This window comes from Vibrio sp. 10N.286.51.B11 (genome assembly GCF_041469245.1).
Taxonomy (GTDB): Bacteria; Pseudomonadota; Gammaproteobacteria; order Enterobacterales; family Vibrionaceae; genus Vibrio; species Vibrio crassostreae_C.
On the sequence record NZ_JBFRKI010000038.1, the window covers coordinates 28,341 to 45,141 of the forward strand.

Genomic DNA, 16,801 nt, shown 5'->3' on the forward strand with positions numbered 1-16,801 from the left:
AAGTTTTTAAACTTAAGTTTTTTAATCTTAAAACGATAGAATAAATAGGACTATTTCCATGTCTAAGATCTTCGATTTTGTAAAACCTGGTGTGATTTCTGGCGATGACGTACAGAAAGTATTTGAAGTAGCAAAAGAAAACAAATTTGCTCTTCCTGCTGTAAACGTTGTTGGTACTGACTCTGTAAACGCAGTACTAGAAGCAGCTGCTAAAGTTAAAGCTCCAGTAGTTGTTCAGTTCTCTAACGGCGGCGCTGCATTCTTCGCAGGTAAAGGCGTTAAACTTGAAGGTCAAGGCGCACAAGTTCTTGGCGCTGTAGCTGGTGCAAAATACGTACACGCTGTAGCTGAAGCTTACGGTGTTCCAGTTATCCTGCACACTGACCACGCTGCTAAGAAACTTCTTCCATGGATCGACGGTCTACTAGACGCTGGTGAAGAGTTCTTCGCACAAACTGGTAAGCCTCTATTCTCTTCTCACATGCTAGACCTTTCTGAAGAGTCTCTAGAAGAGAACATCGAAACATGTGCTAAGTACCTAGAGCGCATGGCTAAAATGAACATGACAATCGAGATCGAACTTGGTTGTACTGGTGGTGAAGAAGACGGCGTTGATAACTCTGATATGGACGCATCTGAGCTTTACACTTCTCCAGAAGACGTAGCATACGCTTACGAGAAACTAATGGCTGTTAGCCCACGTTTCACTATCGCTGCATCTTTCGGTAACGTACACGGTGTTTACCAAGCTGGTAACGTTGTACTTACTCCAACTATCCTACGTGACTCTCAAGCATACTGTGCAGAGAAGTTCGGTATCGCACCTAACGCTCTAAACTTCGTATTCCACGGTGGTTCTGGTTCTTCTGAAGCAGAAATCCAAGAGTCTATCGGCTACGGTGTTATCAAAATGAACATCGATACTGATACACAGTGGGCAACTTGGGACGGTATCCGTCAGTACTCTGCTGACAACTTCGATTTCCTACAAGGTCAAATCGGCAACCCAACTGGCGAAGCTGCTCCAAACAAGAAGTACTACGATCCACGCGTATGGCTACGTGCTGGTCAAGCTTCAATGGTTGCTCGTCTAGAGAAAGCATTTGCTGACCTTAACGCTGTAGACGTACTATAATTCTTTGAATTAAGTACTCTTTAAGTTTTAAAAACCCGCTCATTGAGCGGGTTTTTTTATATCTGATAAAAACTTGTACTAAATATGTGAAAAACCTAGCGTGCGGTGAATAAATTTCGTAGTCTTTTAGTTATCGGTATTTGTGTTTATCGGTAAGTTTTAATAATTCAAAAGCTTACATAAATATGACTTTGCAATCTGTCAAAGATAGGATATCGTGCCGAAAAACTGAACTTGGTTCAGTTTATAAAAAGGACTTGGCTTTAATTTACTTTTAACACAATGACTTAACGGTAATTACACTGTTTATTATATTGCAGAGTAAATGAGGCTTAAGGCAGTTTAGCCCATAGCATATTATATAGAGGATGCACATTATGGCTGATAGTTCGACAGCGATTGAGACTCCACTTGTGGATGGTTTGTCTCAAGCAGAGCAGTGGTTAACAAATAATTCAGATTTATTTATCCAATATGGCGTAAATATCATTTCAGCACTGATAATTCTATTTATTGGTAACCTTATTGTTAAAGCAGTAGCGAATAGCGTGTCTAAGGTTCTTCAGAAGAAGAAAATGGACCGAGCAGTTGTGGAGTTCGTCCATGGTTTAGTTCGTTACTTGTTGTTTGTGATTGTTTTAATTGCTGCACTTGGTCGTTTAGGTGTTCAAACGGCATCTGTAGTTGCTGTTATTGGTGCGGCTGGTTTAGCCGTTGGTCTTGCACTACAAGGCTCACTATCTAACTTTGCTGCTGGTGTACTTATCGTTGCATTCCGTCCATTTAAGTCTGGTGACTATGTGGAAATTGGTGGTGTGGCAGGTTCAGTTGATTCTATTCAAATCTTCCAAACGGTTCTAACAACGCCAGACAACAAAATGGTTGTAGTACCTAACGGTAGCGTTATCGGCAGCCCAATCACAAACTATTCTCGTCATGCGACGCGCCGTATTGATCTAATGATTGGTGTTTCTTACAACGCTGATCTTCAGAAGACAAAAGCGCTACTGACTAAGATCTGTGAATCTGATGAGCGTGTACTGAAAGAACCTGGCGTTCAAGTTGGTGTTCATACGCTTGCTGATTCTTCAGTTAACTTCGTTGTTCGTCCATGGGTTAGCACTGCTGACTACTGGAATGTTTATTTCGACCTGATGCAAGCAATCAAAGAAGGCTTGGATAACGAGGGTATCGAAATTCCATTCCCGCAAATGGATGTACACATGAATAAAGTAGAAGCTTAATTCCTAGTTAGTTTTTATAACTATAAGCTTTTATAAGGAAAGGCGGATAACTTAGGTTATCCGCCTTTTTTGTTGGTTTCATGAAGCTAAATAGATTTACCAGTATTGCTCAATAAGTCCATCGGTAAGCACCGTTGCTATGGCGAACATCATGGTTGCGACTGCGATATCAATGCCTTTCTTAACCTTAGGTTTAGATAGCGTCGGGCCTAGTTTTGCAGCGCCTAATGACAAAGAATAGAACCAGACGAACGAAGCCAATATAGTCCCCATAGCAAATGCAATTCTGTCGTTGCCTTCAAATTGCCCACCAATGGATCCAAGAATTACCACGGTATCCAAATAGAGATGTGGGTTTAATACTGTTACTGCCAATGCCCCTAAAATAACGGTGCGCTTGCCACGCGCTAATATCTCACCTTTCGACTCATCACTGGTGCGCACTTTGAATGCACTGCGTAGTGAGAGCAAACCATACACAGTCAGAAAAGCGATGCCACCTAGTGTCACTGAGGTAAGCAGTAATTCATTTTGCGACAAGATCGCTCCGCCGCCAAAAATGCCTAATGAGATAAACAGAGTATCGAGCAGGCTACAAATCGTTGCGGTCGTTAAATGATGATTGCGTTTTATCCCTTGATTTAGGACGTACGCATTCTGAGCGCCAATAGGGATAATCATACTTGCCCCTAGACCAAAACCTTGTAATAAACCCCAAAAACTCATTTTAACCTCCACTTATTTAACGATATTTACGTGCTATATGGCGAAGATACTCTGACCCTTTAAATAAGTATAATTAATGATTTTAATCCATTATTAGAGTTGCTAATGTGGTGATGAGTTAGCTTAAAAAGGAAGCAAATTGATGCGCGGATTGGATTATAAATGGATTGAAGCACTGGATGCTGTAGTAAAACAACGTAGCTTCGAAAGGGCTGCTGAGCAGTTATATATCTCCCAGTCGGCGGTATCTCAACGCATCAAACAGCTGGAAAAGTGGTTGGCTCAGCCAGCCTTGGTGAGAGAAAGCCCGCCTAGGCCAACGCCTGCGGGTAAAAAACTACTGGGCTTATATCGCCGTGTTCGTTTGTTAGAGCACGAGCTTGTGCCTGAGTTGATGAATGAAGAGGGTAATCAACCACTATCGATATCCATAGCCACCAACGCTGATAGTTTGGCGACATGGTTGCTACCAGCTTTGTCGGATGTGATTAAGTCTCGCCAAGTCGAGTTGAACCTCGCGATTCATGGTGAGTCGAGAACCATTGAAAAGATTAAAAGTGGCGAGGTGGCCGGTGCAATCAGTTTGGAGTCTCAAGCGATTCCTGGCTGCAGTGCTGACTATCTCGGTAGGATGGATTATGTGTGCGTGGCTAGCCCTGACTTTCATCAGCGTTACTTTGCAGAGGGCGTAAACTACGCCACCTTAAGCAAAGCACCTGCGGTTTCCTATGATCAATACGATGATCTGCATAAGAAGTTTCTGCATGATCATTTTAACGTCCCGAGAGACAGTGTGATCAATCATACAGTCGGCAGTTCAGAAGCATTTGTGCGCTTGGCATTATCGGGTGTAGCCTATTGCTTGATCCCCCGATTACAGATTATCGATGAGCTCGAGTCTGGTGCTCTGATTGATATTACCCCTGGCTTTCTGCTCTCTTATCGCATCTATTGGCACCATTGGCAGCTTGAGAGCGGAGTATTAAAAGAGGTATCCCAAGCAATATTGAGTTTTGCTCACAATCACTTACCTCAGTAAACTGTTGGTTTTTTCAGCGTCAAAGTTCTGTTAGAAGTGTGTGCTCTGGATTGGCTAAACGATAAATTGCTCTATGATGAAAGGACATTTGTTTAGCATAGGTCATACCTAATGAAGCTTGTACCAAAGATGTTAGCAACGTCTCTTACTCTTACTGCGGCGTTGAGTGCTGTGAGTTTTCCATCATTGGCTGACTCTCCATCCTTTCCTCATATTTCAACGACAGGCTATGGTGAAGTGATCGCTACACCTGATATGGCGACATTCTCTGTGAGAGTCGTGGAATCGACGATGACTGCTGAACAGGCTAAAAATACCGTTGATAAAGTCGTGACAGGCTTTCTAAACAAGCTACATCAAGCTGGTGTTGATGAGGCGAGTGTACACAGCTCTAACCTGTATTTATCTCCTCAATATCATTACCCGAAAGATGGCAAACCGGAACTGGTTGGCTACCGCGCCTCACGTAATGTGACCGTTCAAGTGACTGAGCTAGCTAATCTTAATGAGTACATGGATATTGCGATTGGAGAAGGCATTAATCAGATCGACAACATCCAACTGCAAGTTCGCGACCAAGCTAAGTATCAAGAGCAAGCGCGCTTAGAAGCCATTAAAGATGCGACATCAAAAGCTAAATCATTGGCGAGTGGTTTTGAGCGCGAGTTAGGTGATGTATGGCGCGTGGATTACAACGCCCAATCTTCTCAGCCAGTACTCATGCGTTCAATGGCGATGGATGCAAGAACAGAATCGAACTCTTATGAAGACTCAACGATCACCATTCGTGATCGCGTGAATGTGATCTACCAGATCGAAGAGTAATGACAGTGCTATAGAAGGTTTTGGATCATGACGACCTAATTACCTACGATAGGCCAAATGCTAAAAAGGCTCTCATGATGAGAGCCTTTTTTATGCATTTTGAGTGCGATGATTAGTGAAGAAGACGAGCACGGATTGTGCCTTCGATCTCTTTCAGTTTAAGCAGTGCTTCTTCAGAGCGATCGGCTTCTACATCGATAACGACATAACCCATATCAGCCGCAGTCTGTAGGTATTGACCCGCGATGTTGATCCCTTCCTCAGCGAAGATGGTGTTGATCTGAGTTAGGATGCCTGGGCGGTTTTCGTGAATGTGTAATAAACGAGACGTTCCAGTATGCAGTGGTAGTGATACCTCAGGGAAGTTAACACTTGATAGCGTAGAGCCGTTATCAGAGTATTTCGCTAGCTTACCAGCAACTTCAACACCAATGTTCTCTTGTGCTTCTTGAGTTGAACCACCCACGTGAGGCGTTAGGATCACGTTATCGAACTGCATTAATGGAGACTCAAACGGGTCTGCATTGGTTTTTGGTTCTGTTGGGAAAACATCAATAGCCGCACCTGCAAGGTGTCCAGACTCCAGAGCGCCACACAGAGCAGGAATATCGACTACCGTGCCACGAGCTGCGTTGATAAAGATAGAACCAGGCTTCATGCGCTCGAACTCTTCTTTACCCATCATGTCTTTTGTTTCGTTGGTTTCAGGTACATGCAAAGAGATTACGTCACACTTGTTCAGTAATTCCGTCATGGTATGAACTTGCGTTGCGTTACCCAGAGACAGTTTGTTTTCAATGTCGTAGAAGTAAACACGCATGCCAAGGTTTTCAGCAATAATACCCAGTTGAGTACCGATGTGACCGTAGCCAATAATACCTAAACGCTTACCACGGGCTTCGTAAGAGTTGTCGGCACTCTTTTTCCAGATGCCACGGTGTGCAAGCGCGTTCTTTTCTGGAATGCCACGTAGTAGCAATAGAACCTGACCAAGAACGAGCTCAGCAACGCTTCGAGTGTTTGAGAACGGTGCGTTGAACACAGGGATACCGCGTTTTGCTGCTGCTTGAAGGTTGACTTGGTTAGTACCAATACAGAAACAACCGACGGCAACCAGCTTTTCAGCTGCATCAATAACTTCTTGGGAGATATTAGTGCGAGAACGAATACCAATGAAATGAGCATCTTTTACTGCTTCAAGAAGTTCATCTTCCGGTAGCGAGCCTTTGTGGTACTCAATGTTTGTGTAACCAGCGGCTTGCAGTACTTCTACAGAAGAAGGGTGAAGACCTTCTAGAAGTAGAATTTTAATTTTTTCTTTTTCCAGTGAAACTTTGGCCATTGTTCTCGTCCTTAAAATGGAAAGGTTGGGCAAATGCGGCGCACGTGCTACAAAATGGCTGAAAGGGGAACAAATTCACCACTTTGTTAGGAGACAAACGTTTTCCCTGTGCGTCTTCTGAACAATAAAGTAACAAAAAAAAAATGTTTTGGGTAAGAAAATTACGGAATAAGACATAATTTTACAGCAATAAAGCAAAAAAAACGGCGCCCTAGGGCACCGTATGTAATGAAGTAACAGAAAAACTCAATCTTCTATTATTTATTCTTCGATTTTTGCACCTTCAGGCGTGCCGGTGATAACCACATCAGCACCACGGTGAGCGAACAGACCAACCGTCACCACACCAGCTATACCATTGATGATATCTTCTAGTTGTTTCGGGTTTTCGATCGCCATGCCGTACACATCTAGGATCACGTTGCCGTTATCGGTTGTGCAGCCTTCGCGGTAAACTGGGTCACCACCAAGCTTAACCAACTCACGTGCCACGTATGAACGTGCCATTGGGATTACTTCAACAGGCAGTGGGAATTTACCCAACACATCAACTGCTTTAGTACCGTCAACAATACACACAAACTTATCAGAGATAGCCGCTACGATTTTTTCACGAGTCAAAGCAGCGCCGCCGCCTTTGATCATATCGCGAGTTGGGTTGATTTCATCTGCGCCATCAACATAGATGTCTAGCTTAGCGACATCGTTACACTCATACACTTTGATCTCTAGCTCTTCTAGTCGCTGCGTTGAAGCAACAGAGCTTGAAACCGCACCTTTGATTTTGTCTTTCATTGTGCCTAGTGCGTCGATGAAGTGATTTACTGTAGAGCCAGTACCTACACCTACAATGCTGCCTTCTTCAACATATTGAAGTGCTGCCCAGCCAGCTGCTTTTTTCATTTCATCTTGAGTCATGCCATTCTCCTGAATAAGGTCTTGCGCTTTGAATTGATCGTTTGCGTAATGATGAAGTTAACGTTTAGATATTGAGTTAACGTTTCTATATCGAGGTTAACGTTTGCGGCGCGATTATAGCGCTTTAATGGTTGTTTTCCCATTGCCAAGTTTTACTCGGAGTCACGATTTTAGGTAACGGAATGTCCCATTCTTCAATCGGTAGCGTATCAACATGTTGGCAATCATGAGCCAAACCAATAGGAGCTGCACCTTCGCCCGTCTCGAACCACTTTGCCAAGGTGCGATCGTAATATCCGCCGCCCATACCTAAACGATGGCCATGGGAGTCAAAGCCGACAAGGGGCGTAAGAATAAGGTCGAGTTGCTGACAAGGTTTAACCAGCATTTGATTGAGCTGAGGTTCGACAATACCGTACTTATTCAAGACCGTCGGTGTGGTTGGCGAGTAGTGTAAAAACAGCAGGTGCCCGGCAGAGAAGGGGTGCAATACTGGTAAATAAGTTTGCTTACCTTGCGCCCATAACCATTCGATTAAAGGCTGAGTATCGAGTTCGCCATCGATAGAGATATAGAGGGCAATATGCTGAGCAGACTGAATTTCATCAAGCTGCATGCACTGCTTAACTAAGTCGATACCGGATTGAGTTTGTTGGTCGCCAGATAAGGCATTGCGTTTGATACGGATCTGTTTGCGAAATTCGCTGCGTGTGAGCGTCTTCATAAGAAGGGATACCCCAAAGTGCCGTTGAGAATAGATGGCCCTTGAACCAGCGAGTTCAAGGCGGATCAGCAATGATTACCGTAGGCTTCTCGGTCGGGCCGAGCATGCTCAATAGCACTCAAGTACTAACCCTTAGGGATTGCTTATCGGCTCGGGGACGTGAATCCTCTGACAAACACTCCAGGGTAAATTTTGTGTACGCTATTGCTGTCCGTGCTTAACTTTACTGAGGACATCTGAAAGTGATGTCGTGAGCTGTTCCATTCGCTCGGTCAGTGCGTTTTGTTCATCATTTGCTTCAAACTTCTTGGTTTGTAATTCGTAGCAAATATTCAGAGCTGCGATAGTCAGCAGCTTCACTTCATTGGTTACCTTAGTACGTTCAGCCATCTCTTTCAATCGATTATCAAGATCGGCCGCCGCTGCAATCAATGACTCTTCTTGCCCTGGTGGACAATTCACTCGAGTCAGTTTTCCTAATATTTCAACGTCTACCGCTTGATTACTCATGATGGATGAACTCTTTAACGCGCTATTTTAAGGCTGTTGCCCTTCGCCATTTTTTGAGAAAGAAAAAGTGCAAGTACCGATGAGGAAGCAATCTCCTCTGAGGGAGAAACTATAGGTAAACCGCTATTAAGATTCAAGCTTTTCAGAGTGACTGTTTGTAAATGAGAGCTTGAGCACACAGTAATTCAGCAAATTGAACAATTGGTAGTCAGTCATCCTTCAATTGCTGGGGATCGATGCTTACCAGAATTGGGGTGAAGTGGTACGATTATACTATCGATATAAAGAATAACTGAGCGAGCTATCTGATGAGCGAAACTACTTTACCTGACTACCTAACGGTTGCGACTGAACTTCAATCGGCAAGTCTAGCCGTAACCCCTGCTGAGATGCATGGTTTATTAACGGGTATGTTAAGCGGAGGCTTAAACCTTGCAGATAAAAGCTGGCAACCACTGATCTTCGATTACACCAATGAAGGTATGGGCTGGCCAGATCGCGCGCTAACGCTTGCGGAAGCAACACTGAAAGTCACAACCAGTGAAATCACAGGCTCAGGCATGGAACTGTCTATGCTGCTGCCGGACGAAGACGCAAGCGCAAGCCTATTTGACTTGGCTGATGGTGTGTCTGATTGGATTAACCATTTCATTTCTGGTCTAGGCTTGGTTGGCGCTCAATTGAACAAAGCGTCTGACAGTACAAAAGAAGCATTAGTTGATCTAGAAGAGATGGCCAAGCTAGGCATTGACGAAGATGATGATCTGGAAGAGCAAGCGCAGCTTCTAGAGCACGTTATTGAGCACGTAAAAGCGTGTGCACTAACGATTCATGCTGAATTTGGTGCTCGCCCATCTGAAGATGCGGCGCCTACCATTCATTAATTCGTTGGCCGGTTTGAGGTTATGATGGCTCAGTATGATGTTGTAATTGCTGGTGGCGCAATGGCAGGGGCAACCTTAGCCCTTGCTTTGAATCACCTAAGCCAAGGTTCACTGTCGATTGCGGTAGTGGAGCCTTATCAGGTTGATCATCAAGCTCACCCTGGGTTTGATTCTCGTTCGATTGCTTTGTCCTATGGCACAGTGCAGATCCTGGATTCTTTGCGCTTATGGCAATCTATCGCTCCGGTCGCGACCCCGATTAAAGATATCCATGTTTCGGATCGCGGGCATGCCGGAATGACAGACATCTACAGTGAAGAGCTTGCTGTAGATGCGCTTGGCTACGTGGTCGAGTTAGCAGATGTGGGTCGAATCTATCAGCAGAAACTTGAATCAGAAGCGGCAATTACCATGCTTTGTCCTGAGTCTGTTAGTAAAGTTGAACGTGAAGAAGCGTTGACGACGATTGAACTGACAAGTGGGCAAACAGTAACCACTAAGTTACTGGTTGCTGCTGACGGTGCAATCTCAACCTGTTGCCAACAGCTCAATATCTCATTGAGTGAGCATGACTTTGAGCAAGTCGCTGTGATTGCCAATATTGTGGCGAGTGAACCTCACCAAGGTCGCGCATTTGAGCGTTTTACCCATCATGGGCCAGTTGCTCTATTACCGATGAGTGACAACCGTTTATCGCTGGTTTGGTGTTTAACACCAGAGCAAGCACAAAAAGTGATGACGCTAAACGACAATGAATTTCTTGAGCAATTGCAGAATGACTTTGGCTGGCGACTTGGCCGATTAGAGAAGGTCGGCAAGCGCGCGAGTTACCCTCTGATTCTTCGTCACCGACAGCAAAATATCTCTCATCGATTTGCCATTGTTGGTAATGCTGCTCAAACGCTTCACCCAATTGCGGGGCAAGGCTTTAACCTAGGCATCCGAGATGTGGCTTCCTTGGCAGAAGAGTTGTGTACCCAGTTAGATGATGTAGGTCGTTACCGTGGTCTTGTTAACTTTAGAAAGCGTAGAGAACAAGACCGAGACGCAACGATCACGTTGACTTCAAGCCTAGTTCACCTGTTCTCAAACGATTATATGACCGCTCGCATTGGGCGTAATCTTGGGTTAGCCGTAATAGATAACCTTCCACCACTTAAAGGTCCACTTTTGCGTCATACGCTTGGCCTAGTAGAAAGATAAGGTAATAAATAATGATGCAAAGTGTTGATATCGCGATTGTTGGTGGTGGCATGGTTGGCCTAGCGCTTGCTGCTGCCCTAAAAGACAGTGACCTAAGAATCGCTGTCATTGAAGGCAGAGCGCCTAGTGAAGGGCTGAGTGAGCTGCCTGATGTGCGTGTATCCGCGTTGAGTCGTTCTAGTGAAGTGATTCTTCGTAACCTAGGTGCATGGCAAGGTATCGAACAAAGACGCGCTGCACCGTATCAAGCGATGGAAGTGTGGGAACAAGACAGTTTCGCTCGTATTGAGTTTGACTCGACACGCTTGGCTCAGCCTAATCTTGGTCATATCGTTGAAAACCGTGTGATTCAATTAGCGCTGCTTGATCAGGTTAAGAAACAAGACAACGTCAGCCTGTATATGCCCGCAACGTGTAAAACGATGGCGATTGGTGAAAGTGAAGCTTGGTTAACATTGGACAATGGTCAAGCACTGACAGCTAAGTTAGTTGTTGGAGCAGACGGCGCAAACTCTTGGGTTCGTAAGCAGCAAGATATCCCATTAACACATTGGGATTACGGACACAGTGCGATTGTCGCGAACATCAAAACCACAGAGCCGCACCACAGCGTTGCTCGTCAAATCTTCACGCCTCAAGGCCCATTGGCATTCCTACCAATGCAACCAAGCAACATGAGCTCGATTGTTTGGTCTACGGAACCAAATCGTGCCGAGAACCTCGTATCAATGTCGGATGCTGAATTCAACAAGCAGTTAACAGCTGAGTTCGATGCAAAGCTGGGCTTATGTGAAGTGGTTGGTGACCGTTTTGCCTTCCCACTGCGCATGCGTTATGCGCGTGACTTTGCGGTAGAGCGTGTGGCTTTGGTTGGTGATGCTGCTCATACCATTCACCCATTAGCAGGGCAGGGCGTGAACCTTGGCCTATTAGACGCAGCAAGCCTAGCGCAAGAGCTGTTAAAGCTATGGTCTGCGGGTGAAGACATTGGCACCAAGCGTAATCTTCGCGGCTACGAGCGCTGGAGAAAAGCAGAGGCGGCGAAAATGATTGCTTCAATGCAGGGCTTTAAAGATCTGTTTGAAGGCGATAACCCAGCTAAGAAGCTGATTCGTGGCATTGGTATGAAGCTTGCGGGCCAATTACCGGGTGCGAAAGATGAGATCATGAAGCGCGCACTGGGTTTGTCTGGCAATCTTCCTGACTTAGCTAAGCGTCCAGTGACTCATCGATAATGACATAGTGTTCTGGTGGTATATCGAATCATCATTGATACGAAAATTGGTACGAAAAAAGGGTTGGCATAATGCCAACCCTTTTTGTTTTTAATTCTGTAGATAATCAGGTCATGCGTATGCGCAGCGCAGTTTCATGATTTCACTATTTATTTCTTTTACCGTTTGAAAGTGACGCCTTTCTGCTCGGTCTGGCAGCACGAGTTTACCGTTATCAAACTCAAATTTTCCTACGCCGTAAATGTAGATTCGTCCTTTGAAAAGTCGACTTACATGTTTAGCAATCATACTCGGTGTATAGCGCTTAAACAGTCTCATTCTTAATTATCCTTATATTTACCTAGCCTGCATATTATAGAAAAACTCCGAGATAATAATTGTGATAAGCATGGAGTTATATGCAGTAGCGTTGACGTTAATTAGATATTTGTGCTGTTCTAAGCACTTTCTTCAGTAAATATCTATTTTTACGTGAGCTCCTCCCCAAAATAATACTGAGTAGTGAACTGCCGTGAACTTTTCTGTTCAGTATTAAGCAGTGATAATGTTACAAGTATAAGAATAGGCGGGATTTTTTTGTTTGTGTAATCAAATTGTAAATTTCGGACAAAAAAAAGCCCGTCTAAAACGGGCGAATAGTCACAGATGCATTACACAAAAGTGGATACTGATGTTACTCAGTGGATTCACTTGCACTGATTTGCTTAATAGCTAGTCAGTAAATTTACAATAACGCAAATTTAACTTTGTGACTACTTATGCTTTTATTTTGAGTAACTATTTATTAATGGTGTGTTCTTCTTATGACGAGGTTCACACTAAAAATGTACTCAATGAAATATTAAAATGAAGTTTGCGAAGCATGATCTAAACGATCATCGACTGATGTCCGCGACGGTCGGTGCACATAGCGCCATAAGATCATTGAGATCCAGCGCAACGCCAGCCATTCGGTCGCCGGAGCTAATGGTTACGGTCGAGTTGTTTTGGATGGAAGGATCAAAAATGATCGGCATGTGTCTCTTGAGAGCGAGCGGACCAACACAACCCACTTTAAAACCGGTGATCGCTTCAACATCAGCGAGCGACACGCAGGTCATTCGACGGCAATTCAGTACCGAGCGTACTTTCTTGGGGTCGACAGAGCGATCGCCAGCAGTACAGGCTAACGCATACTGGTTGCCCATATCCTTGAGCAGGATGCACTTCACCATTAGAGAGGCGTCGATGCCTCGCTCTTGTGCAGTTTCTTCAATGCTGGTGGTTGGCTTGCTTTGCATCAGCAGGCGATAATTCACCTGCTGTTGATCCAGCCATTGTGTAATCTGCGTTTCCACGTGGTTACTCGTCGTCAAGGCTGTACGGCAGTGGCAGGATATTCCATGTTTGATCAGGCTGCGCGGTCAGTCGCAGCTGAACATCGTCATCAAGGTTGTTTGGCAGTACCATCAAACCAATCGCTCGGTTATCAGCAAATTGATAGACGTTTAATAGTCGGCCTGCGCCACGCCAGTTCTCACCCACACTACGTTCCAGTTCAATAGGGTTTTCTAACGACAGCACGTCCGCAGTTGTGCCCGACACAATGCGCATCTCACGCTTGTTCATGCCACGGTACTTAGCACGAGCAACCGTTTCTTGACCTGTGTAACAGCCTTTTGAAAAGCTGATACCGCCAATCGCTTGCAGGTTAAGCGCTTGAGGGATGTGCTCGTTTTGCTCTGCTTTCGATAGGTTAGGCTGAGCATCAAGAATTTCATAATACTGCCAAAGTGCTTCTGATACTTTTTCTGCTGAACTACTTGAGACTAAAGTTGCAGCAACTTCTTCCGTAATAAGCAACGCCCAGCGATTGTCTGAGACTTTAACCGCTGTGCCACCAGAGATAGCACGCACGTTACCTTGGCCTTCTGAAATTGAATCAATATATTGATCCGCAGACGCGCCCATCACACCGATAACAACATCTGTCGTTTGCTCGATATCAACCTTAGAGAACACGGCGTATTTTTTGATTTCGACCAGCTCTACTTCAATCGCAGATTTAGGCTGCATGAGTGCGTAACCGCCATTGTGATGGAACAGGCGGAAGATGCTCCATACCTTTCCTTTTGCATCACAGTGCGCGCCTAACGTGGATTCATCATTAGGAAGAGTGACGACATCGCACGTTACTTGACCCTGTAGGTACGACTTTTTGTCATCGCCTATCATGGTGATTGCGCTCCAGTCTGACACGTGTGTCATCATCAGTTCTGGAAGCGATTCATTTTGCGTATGAGCGAGTGGCTGAAATGTGTTTTTCCAATCCATTTTATCTTTCCTAAGAATTTTACTTGGCTCTATGTTAATCCGGTTCTGTTTCTTTGTCAGCCTAGGTTTTTTTGTGAGCTTAGATAGGGACTGTGACTCACATAGTAGTTACAGGGCGTATGACTTGTTACACTCCGAGAAAGAAAAATTATAGGTGAGGATAGCCAATGTACACTGCAGAGCAGAAAGCACGAATTAAATGGGGTTGCCGTCGCGGCATGTTAGAACTTGATGTAGTCATCATGCCATTTTTCGAAGAGTGTTTTGATTCATTGCAAGAGCAGGAACAGCGCGAGTTTGTTTCTCTATTAGAGTGTGATGATCCAGATTTGTTTACTTGGGTAATGGGCCACGGACGCAGTGAAAACCTAGGCCATGCATCAATGGTTGATAAAATTGTCGCACACAACCTCAGCAAGGTTCGTTAAGCTTCAGCTTAACCCTTCGTATTCCGCATTATTTGCAAAAGGCACTATTTTTGGGTGCCTTTTGTTTTTCATCGTCCTGTCTTCTATTCCACTTGCCGCCAGCCTTTATTGCTTAGCTTTAATGATCCGCTTGTTCAGAAACAATCATGTGATTCTAAATAGTGTCTATGGGCGTTTTGATTACAGAGAGGATGGTGATATTCGACTCAATGACCGAACTTACCGACTCAAGTCCGTTGATAAGATCTGGGCGCAGTTCTTCGTTAAATTGCAGTTTGAATGTGGGCACTCGGTACTGCTTTGGCGGGACAGCTGTTGCGAGCGAGAATATCGCTATTTTCTGGCGAACTTACAACGAGCGCGCTAGAGAAGCCAAACTATTCGATGAAAGAAAGTATTAGATAAAAGAAAGCGTTAGACAAAAGAAAAGGGAGCACTCGGCTCCCTTTCGTTTAATCATTTTCCGCTGACGGCTAATTCGCTAAGCACGTTTAACCAATTATTATGATTGGCGTTTCTCTGGCGTCAGAATCGTTGGGCCACTGTCTTCTGCAAGTTCAGGGTAATCCAACGTGTAGTGGAGGCCGCGGCTCTCTTTACGTTGCATTGCACAACGAACCATTAGCTCTGCCACTTGTAGCAAGTTACGCAGTTCTAATAGGTTATTCGAAACCTTGAAGTAGCTGTAGTACTCATGAGTTTCTTGTTGCAGCATCTGAATGCGACGCAATGCTCGCTCTAGTCGTTTATCCGTTCGAACAATGCCCATGTAATCCCACATGAATAGGCGCAGTTCGTGCCAGTTGTGTTGAATGATAACTTCTTCATCACTGTTGGTGACCTGGCTTTCATCCCATGCTGGCAGTTCAGCGCACAGTTGAGATTGGTCGATGTTCTCAACGATATCTTTTGCTGCTGCCCATGCGTAAACCACACACTCAAGCAGTGAGTTAGAAGCCATTCGGTTTGCACCGTGTAAGCCGGTGTAGCTCACTTCGCCAATCGCATACAAGTTCGTTAGGTCGGTTTGACCCTGCTTATTCACCATGACACCACCACACGTGTAGTGAGCGGCTGGTACGATAGGGATCGGCTCTTTGGTCATGTCGATGCCCAAGTCCATCAAGCGAGTATGGATCATCGGGAAGTGCGCTGTGATGAATTCTTCAGGCTTGTGGCTGATATCAACATACATACAGTCGGCACCTAAGCGCTTCATTTCGAAGTCAATTGCACGAGCAACCACATCACGTGGCGCCAGTTCACCGCGCTCATCGAAGTCCTTCATAAAGCGAGAACCATCTGGACGACGCAAGTAAGCACCTTCACCACGCAGTGCTTCCGTTAGTAGGAAGTTACGCGCTTCTGGGTGGAATAAACAAGTTGGGTGGAACTGGTTGAACTCAAGGTTTGCCACACGACAACCCGCACGCCAAGCGATAGCAATACCATCACCTGAAGAAACATCTGGGTTAGAGGTGTATTGGTAAACCTTTGAAGCGCCGCCTGTTGCTAATACAACAAACTTAGCGCGCACGGTTTCAACATGTTCTTGGTTACGGTTCCAAATGTAGGCACCGATCACCTTGTCTTTTGAACCACCAATCTTATCTTCCGTGATCAAATCCAGCGCATTGTGGCGCTCGAAGATCTCGATATTTGGGTGGTTGTTGACGTTATCTTGTAGTGAGGTTTGCATCGCCATGCCAGTTGCATCGGCAGCGTGCAGAATTCTGCGGTGACTGTGGCCACCCTCACGAGTGAGGTGATATTTTGGTTGGCCTTCTGTGCTGTTCTCATCTTTATCAAATGGAACACCACCATCAATCAGCCATTGCACACACTCTTTCGCATTTTCAGCAATGAATTGAACTGTATCTTCTTCGCATAACCCAGCCCCAGCGATTTGAGTATCCTCTACATGAGACTCAATACTGTCCGACTCATCGAACACCGCGGCGATACCACCTTGTGCGTAATACGTCGATCCTTCGCTGCGTGGTCCTTTGCTTAATACAATTACTTTTGCATGTTCTGCTACGCGTAAGGCTAATGACAAGCCTGCCGCACCACTTCCTACCACTAATACATCACACTGATGTTCACGGTTTGCGTTCATAAAACTTATTAAATCCCGGGCTATAGTCGAGTTGTCCACTCTCAATTGACTTTGTCTTGTTTTAGGAGTTTGGCTAAGACTGTTATAATCTCTCCGGAGTCATCCTTAAACGCTATGCAAAATCAATATATAGACAGCTATCTAGAAATATTTAAT

18 protein-coding genes and 1 other RNA gene are annotated in these 16,801 nt (G+C 44.9%); 9 read left to right on the forward strand and 10 right to left on the reverse strand.

From position 1 onward, the window contains the following. The first annotated feature begins 58 nt into the window (after positions 1 to 58). Together fbaA and mscS are read left to right on the forward strand one after the other, a co-directional pair. On the forward strand, positions 59 to 1,135 hold the full coding sequence (gene fbaA / locus AB4154_RS18030) for a class II fructose-bisphosphate aldolase (RefSeq protein ID WP_010435694.1): 1,077 nt from the start codon (positions 59 to 61) through the stop codon (positions 1,133 to 1,135). A gap of 377 nt (positions 1,136 to 1,512) precedes the next feature. Continuing rightward, positions 1,513 to 2,379 (forward strand): small-conductance mechanosensitive channel MscS, encoded by an 867-nt coding sequence (mscS, locus tag AB4154_RS18035; RefSeq protein ID WP_017063201.1) that lies wholly within the window; start codon positions 1,513 to 1,515, stop codon positions 2,377 to 2,379. A gap of 96 nt (positions 2,380 to 2,475) precedes the next feature. On the opposite strand, the gene AB4154_RS18040 is transcribed toward mscS, so the two are convergent. Beyond that, positions 2,476 to 3,105: a LysE/ArgO family amino acid transporter gene (locus AB4154_RS18040; protein WP_372123728.1), complete on the reverse strand. Its 630-nt coding sequence runs from the start codon at positions 3,103 to 3,105 to the stop codon at positions 2,476 to 2,478. Positions 3,106 to 3,247: 142 nt separating this feature from the next. On the opposite strand from AB4154_RS18040, the gene AB4154_RS18045 reads away from it, so the two are divergent. Further along, positions 3,248 to 4,144 carry a LysR family transcriptional regulator ArgP gene (locus AB4154_RS18045; RefSeq protein WP_017068706.1) on the forward strand — a complete coding sequence of 299 codons (897 nt, stop codon included), beginning with the start codon at positions 3,248 to 3,250 and terminating at the stop codon, positions 4,142 to 4,144. 111 nt (positions 4,145 to 4,255) lie between these two features. Next, entirely contained in the window at positions 4,256 to 4,969 is a 714-nt protein-coding gene (locus AB4154_RS18050; RefSeq protein WP_017059059.1) for an oxidative stress defense protein, read from the forward strand. Between the two features lie 112 nt (positions 4,970 to 5,081). Here AB4154_RS18050 and serA read toward each other — a convergent pair whose 3' ends face one another. The 5 genes from serA to zapA all read right to left on the reverse strand — a co-directional run bounded on the left by serA (position 5,082) and on the right by zapA (position 8,463). After that, positions 5,082 to 6,311 carry a phosphoglycerate dehydrogenase gene (gene serA / locus AB4154_RS18055; RefSeq protein ID WP_017059058.1) on the reverse strand — a complete coding sequence of 410 codons (1,230 nt, stop codon included), beginning with the start codon at positions 6,309 to 6,311 and terminating at the stop codon, positions 5,082 to 5,084. Positions 6,312 to 6,572: 261 nt separating this feature from the next. Continuing rightward, complete coding sequence (gene rpiA / locus AB4154_RS18060) at positions 6,573 to 7,229, reverse strand: ribose-5-phosphate isomerase RpiA (RefSeq protein WP_017059057.1); 657 nt, start codon at positions 7,227 to 7,229, stop codon at positions 6,573 to 6,575. Positions 7,230 to 7,353: 124 nt separating this feature from the next. Beyond that, positions 7,354 to 7,953, reverse strand: coding sequence for a 5-formyltetrahydrofolate cyclo-ligase (locus AB4154_RS18065; protein WP_017059056.1), 600 nt, complete (start codon positions 7,951 to 7,953; stop codon positions 7,354 to 7,356). A 6-nt stretch (positions 7,954 to 7,959) separates the two neighbouring features. Beyond that, positions 7,960 to 8,143: non-coding RNA, 6S RNA (gene ssrS, locus AB4154_RS18070), on the reverse strand. Between the two features lie 11 nt (positions 8,144 to 8,154). Next, positions 8,155 to 8,463, reverse strand: coding sequence for a cell division protein ZapA (gene zapA / locus AB4154_RS18075; protein WP_004735366.1), 309 nt, complete (start codon positions 8,461 to 8,463; stop codon positions 8,155 to 8,157). A 308-nt stretch (positions 8,464 to 8,771) separates the two neighbouring features. On the opposite strand from zapA, the gene AB4154_RS18080 reads away from it, so the two are divergent. From AB4154_RS18080 to AB4154_RS18090, 3 genes are read left to right on the forward strand one after another with little or no spacing between them, the layout of a single operon-like run. Next, positions 8,772 to 9,347, forward strand: coding sequence for a YecA family protein (locus tag AB4154_RS18080; protein ID WP_136973763.1), 576 nt, complete (start codon positions 8,772 to 8,774; stop codon positions 9,345 to 9,347). A gap of 24 nt (positions 9,348 to 9,371) precedes the next feature. Then, complete coding sequence (gene ubiH / locus AB4154_RS18085; protein WP_017059054.1) at positions 9,372 to 10,550, forward strand: 2-octaprenyl-6-methoxyphenyl hydroxylase; 1,179 nt, start codon at positions 9,372 to 9,374, stop codon at positions 10,548 to 10,550. A gap of 11 nt (positions 10,551 to 10,561) precedes the next feature. Beyond that, complete coding sequence (locus tag AB4154_RS18090) at positions 10,562 to 11,785, forward strand: FAD-dependent 2-octaprenylphenol hydroxylase (protein WP_017063203.1); 1,224 nt, start codon at positions 10,562 to 10,564, stop codon at positions 11,783 to 11,785. 111 nt (positions 11,786 to 11,896) lie between these two features. On the opposite strand, the gene AB4154_RS18095 is transcribed toward AB4154_RS18090, so the two are convergent. The 3 genes from AB4154_RS18095 to ygfZ form a co-directional block, all read right to left on the reverse strand. Beyond that, on the reverse strand, positions 11,897 to 12,103 hold the full coding sequence (locus AB4154_RS18095) for a DUF1107 domain-containing protein (protein ID WP_004735370.1): 207 nt from the start codon (positions 12,101 to 12,103) through the stop codon (positions 11,897 to 11,899). Between the two features lie 557 nt (positions 12,104 to 12,660). After that, the gene (locus AB4154_RS18100) at positions 12,661 to 13,122 is read right to left on the reverse strand and encodes an aminoacyl-tRNA deacylase (protein WP_372123731.1); all 462 of its coding nucleotides are present in this window, start codon (positions 13,120 to 13,122) and stop codon (positions 12,661 to 12,663) included. A gap of 4 nt (positions 13,123 to 13,126) precedes the next feature. Then, a complete protein-coding gene (ygfZ, locus tag AB4154_RS18105; RefSeq protein WP_372123734.1) occupies positions 13,127 to 14,098 on the reverse strand; it encodes a tRNA-modifying protein YgfZ in 972 nt (323 codons plus the stop codon). A 167-nt stretch (positions 14,099 to 14,265) separates the two neighbouring features. Between ygfZ and AB4154_RS18110 the strand changes: the two genes are divergently transcribed. Together AB4154_RS18110 and AB4154_RS18115 are read left to right on the forward strand one after the other, a co-directional pair. Next, on the forward strand, positions 14,266 to 14,526 hold the full coding sequence (locus AB4154_RS18110; RefSeq protein WP_004735374.1) for a succinate dehydrogenase assembly factor 2: 261 nt from the start codon (positions 14,266 to 14,268) through the stop codon (positions 14,524 to 14,526). Next, the gene (locus tag AB4154_RS18115) at positions 14,474 to 14,893 is read left to right on the forward strand and encodes a protein YgfX (RefSeq protein WP_372123736.1); all 420 of its coding nucleotides are present in this window, start codon (positions 14,474 to 14,476) and stop codon (positions 14,891 to 14,893) included. Before AB4154_RS18110 ends, AB4154_RS18115 begins: the two co-directional genes overlap by 53 nt. Positions 14,894 to 15,028: 135 nt before the next feature. On the opposite strand, the gene nadB is transcribed toward AB4154_RS18115, so the two are convergent. Beyond that, positions 15,029 to 16,645: an L-aspartate oxidase gene (gene nadB, locus AB4154_RS18120; protein WP_017059049.1), complete on the reverse strand. Its 1,617-nt coding sequence runs from the start codon at positions 16,643 to 16,645 to the stop codon at positions 15,029 to 15,031. Between the last annotated feature and the right edge of the window lie 156 nt (positions 16,646 to 16,801).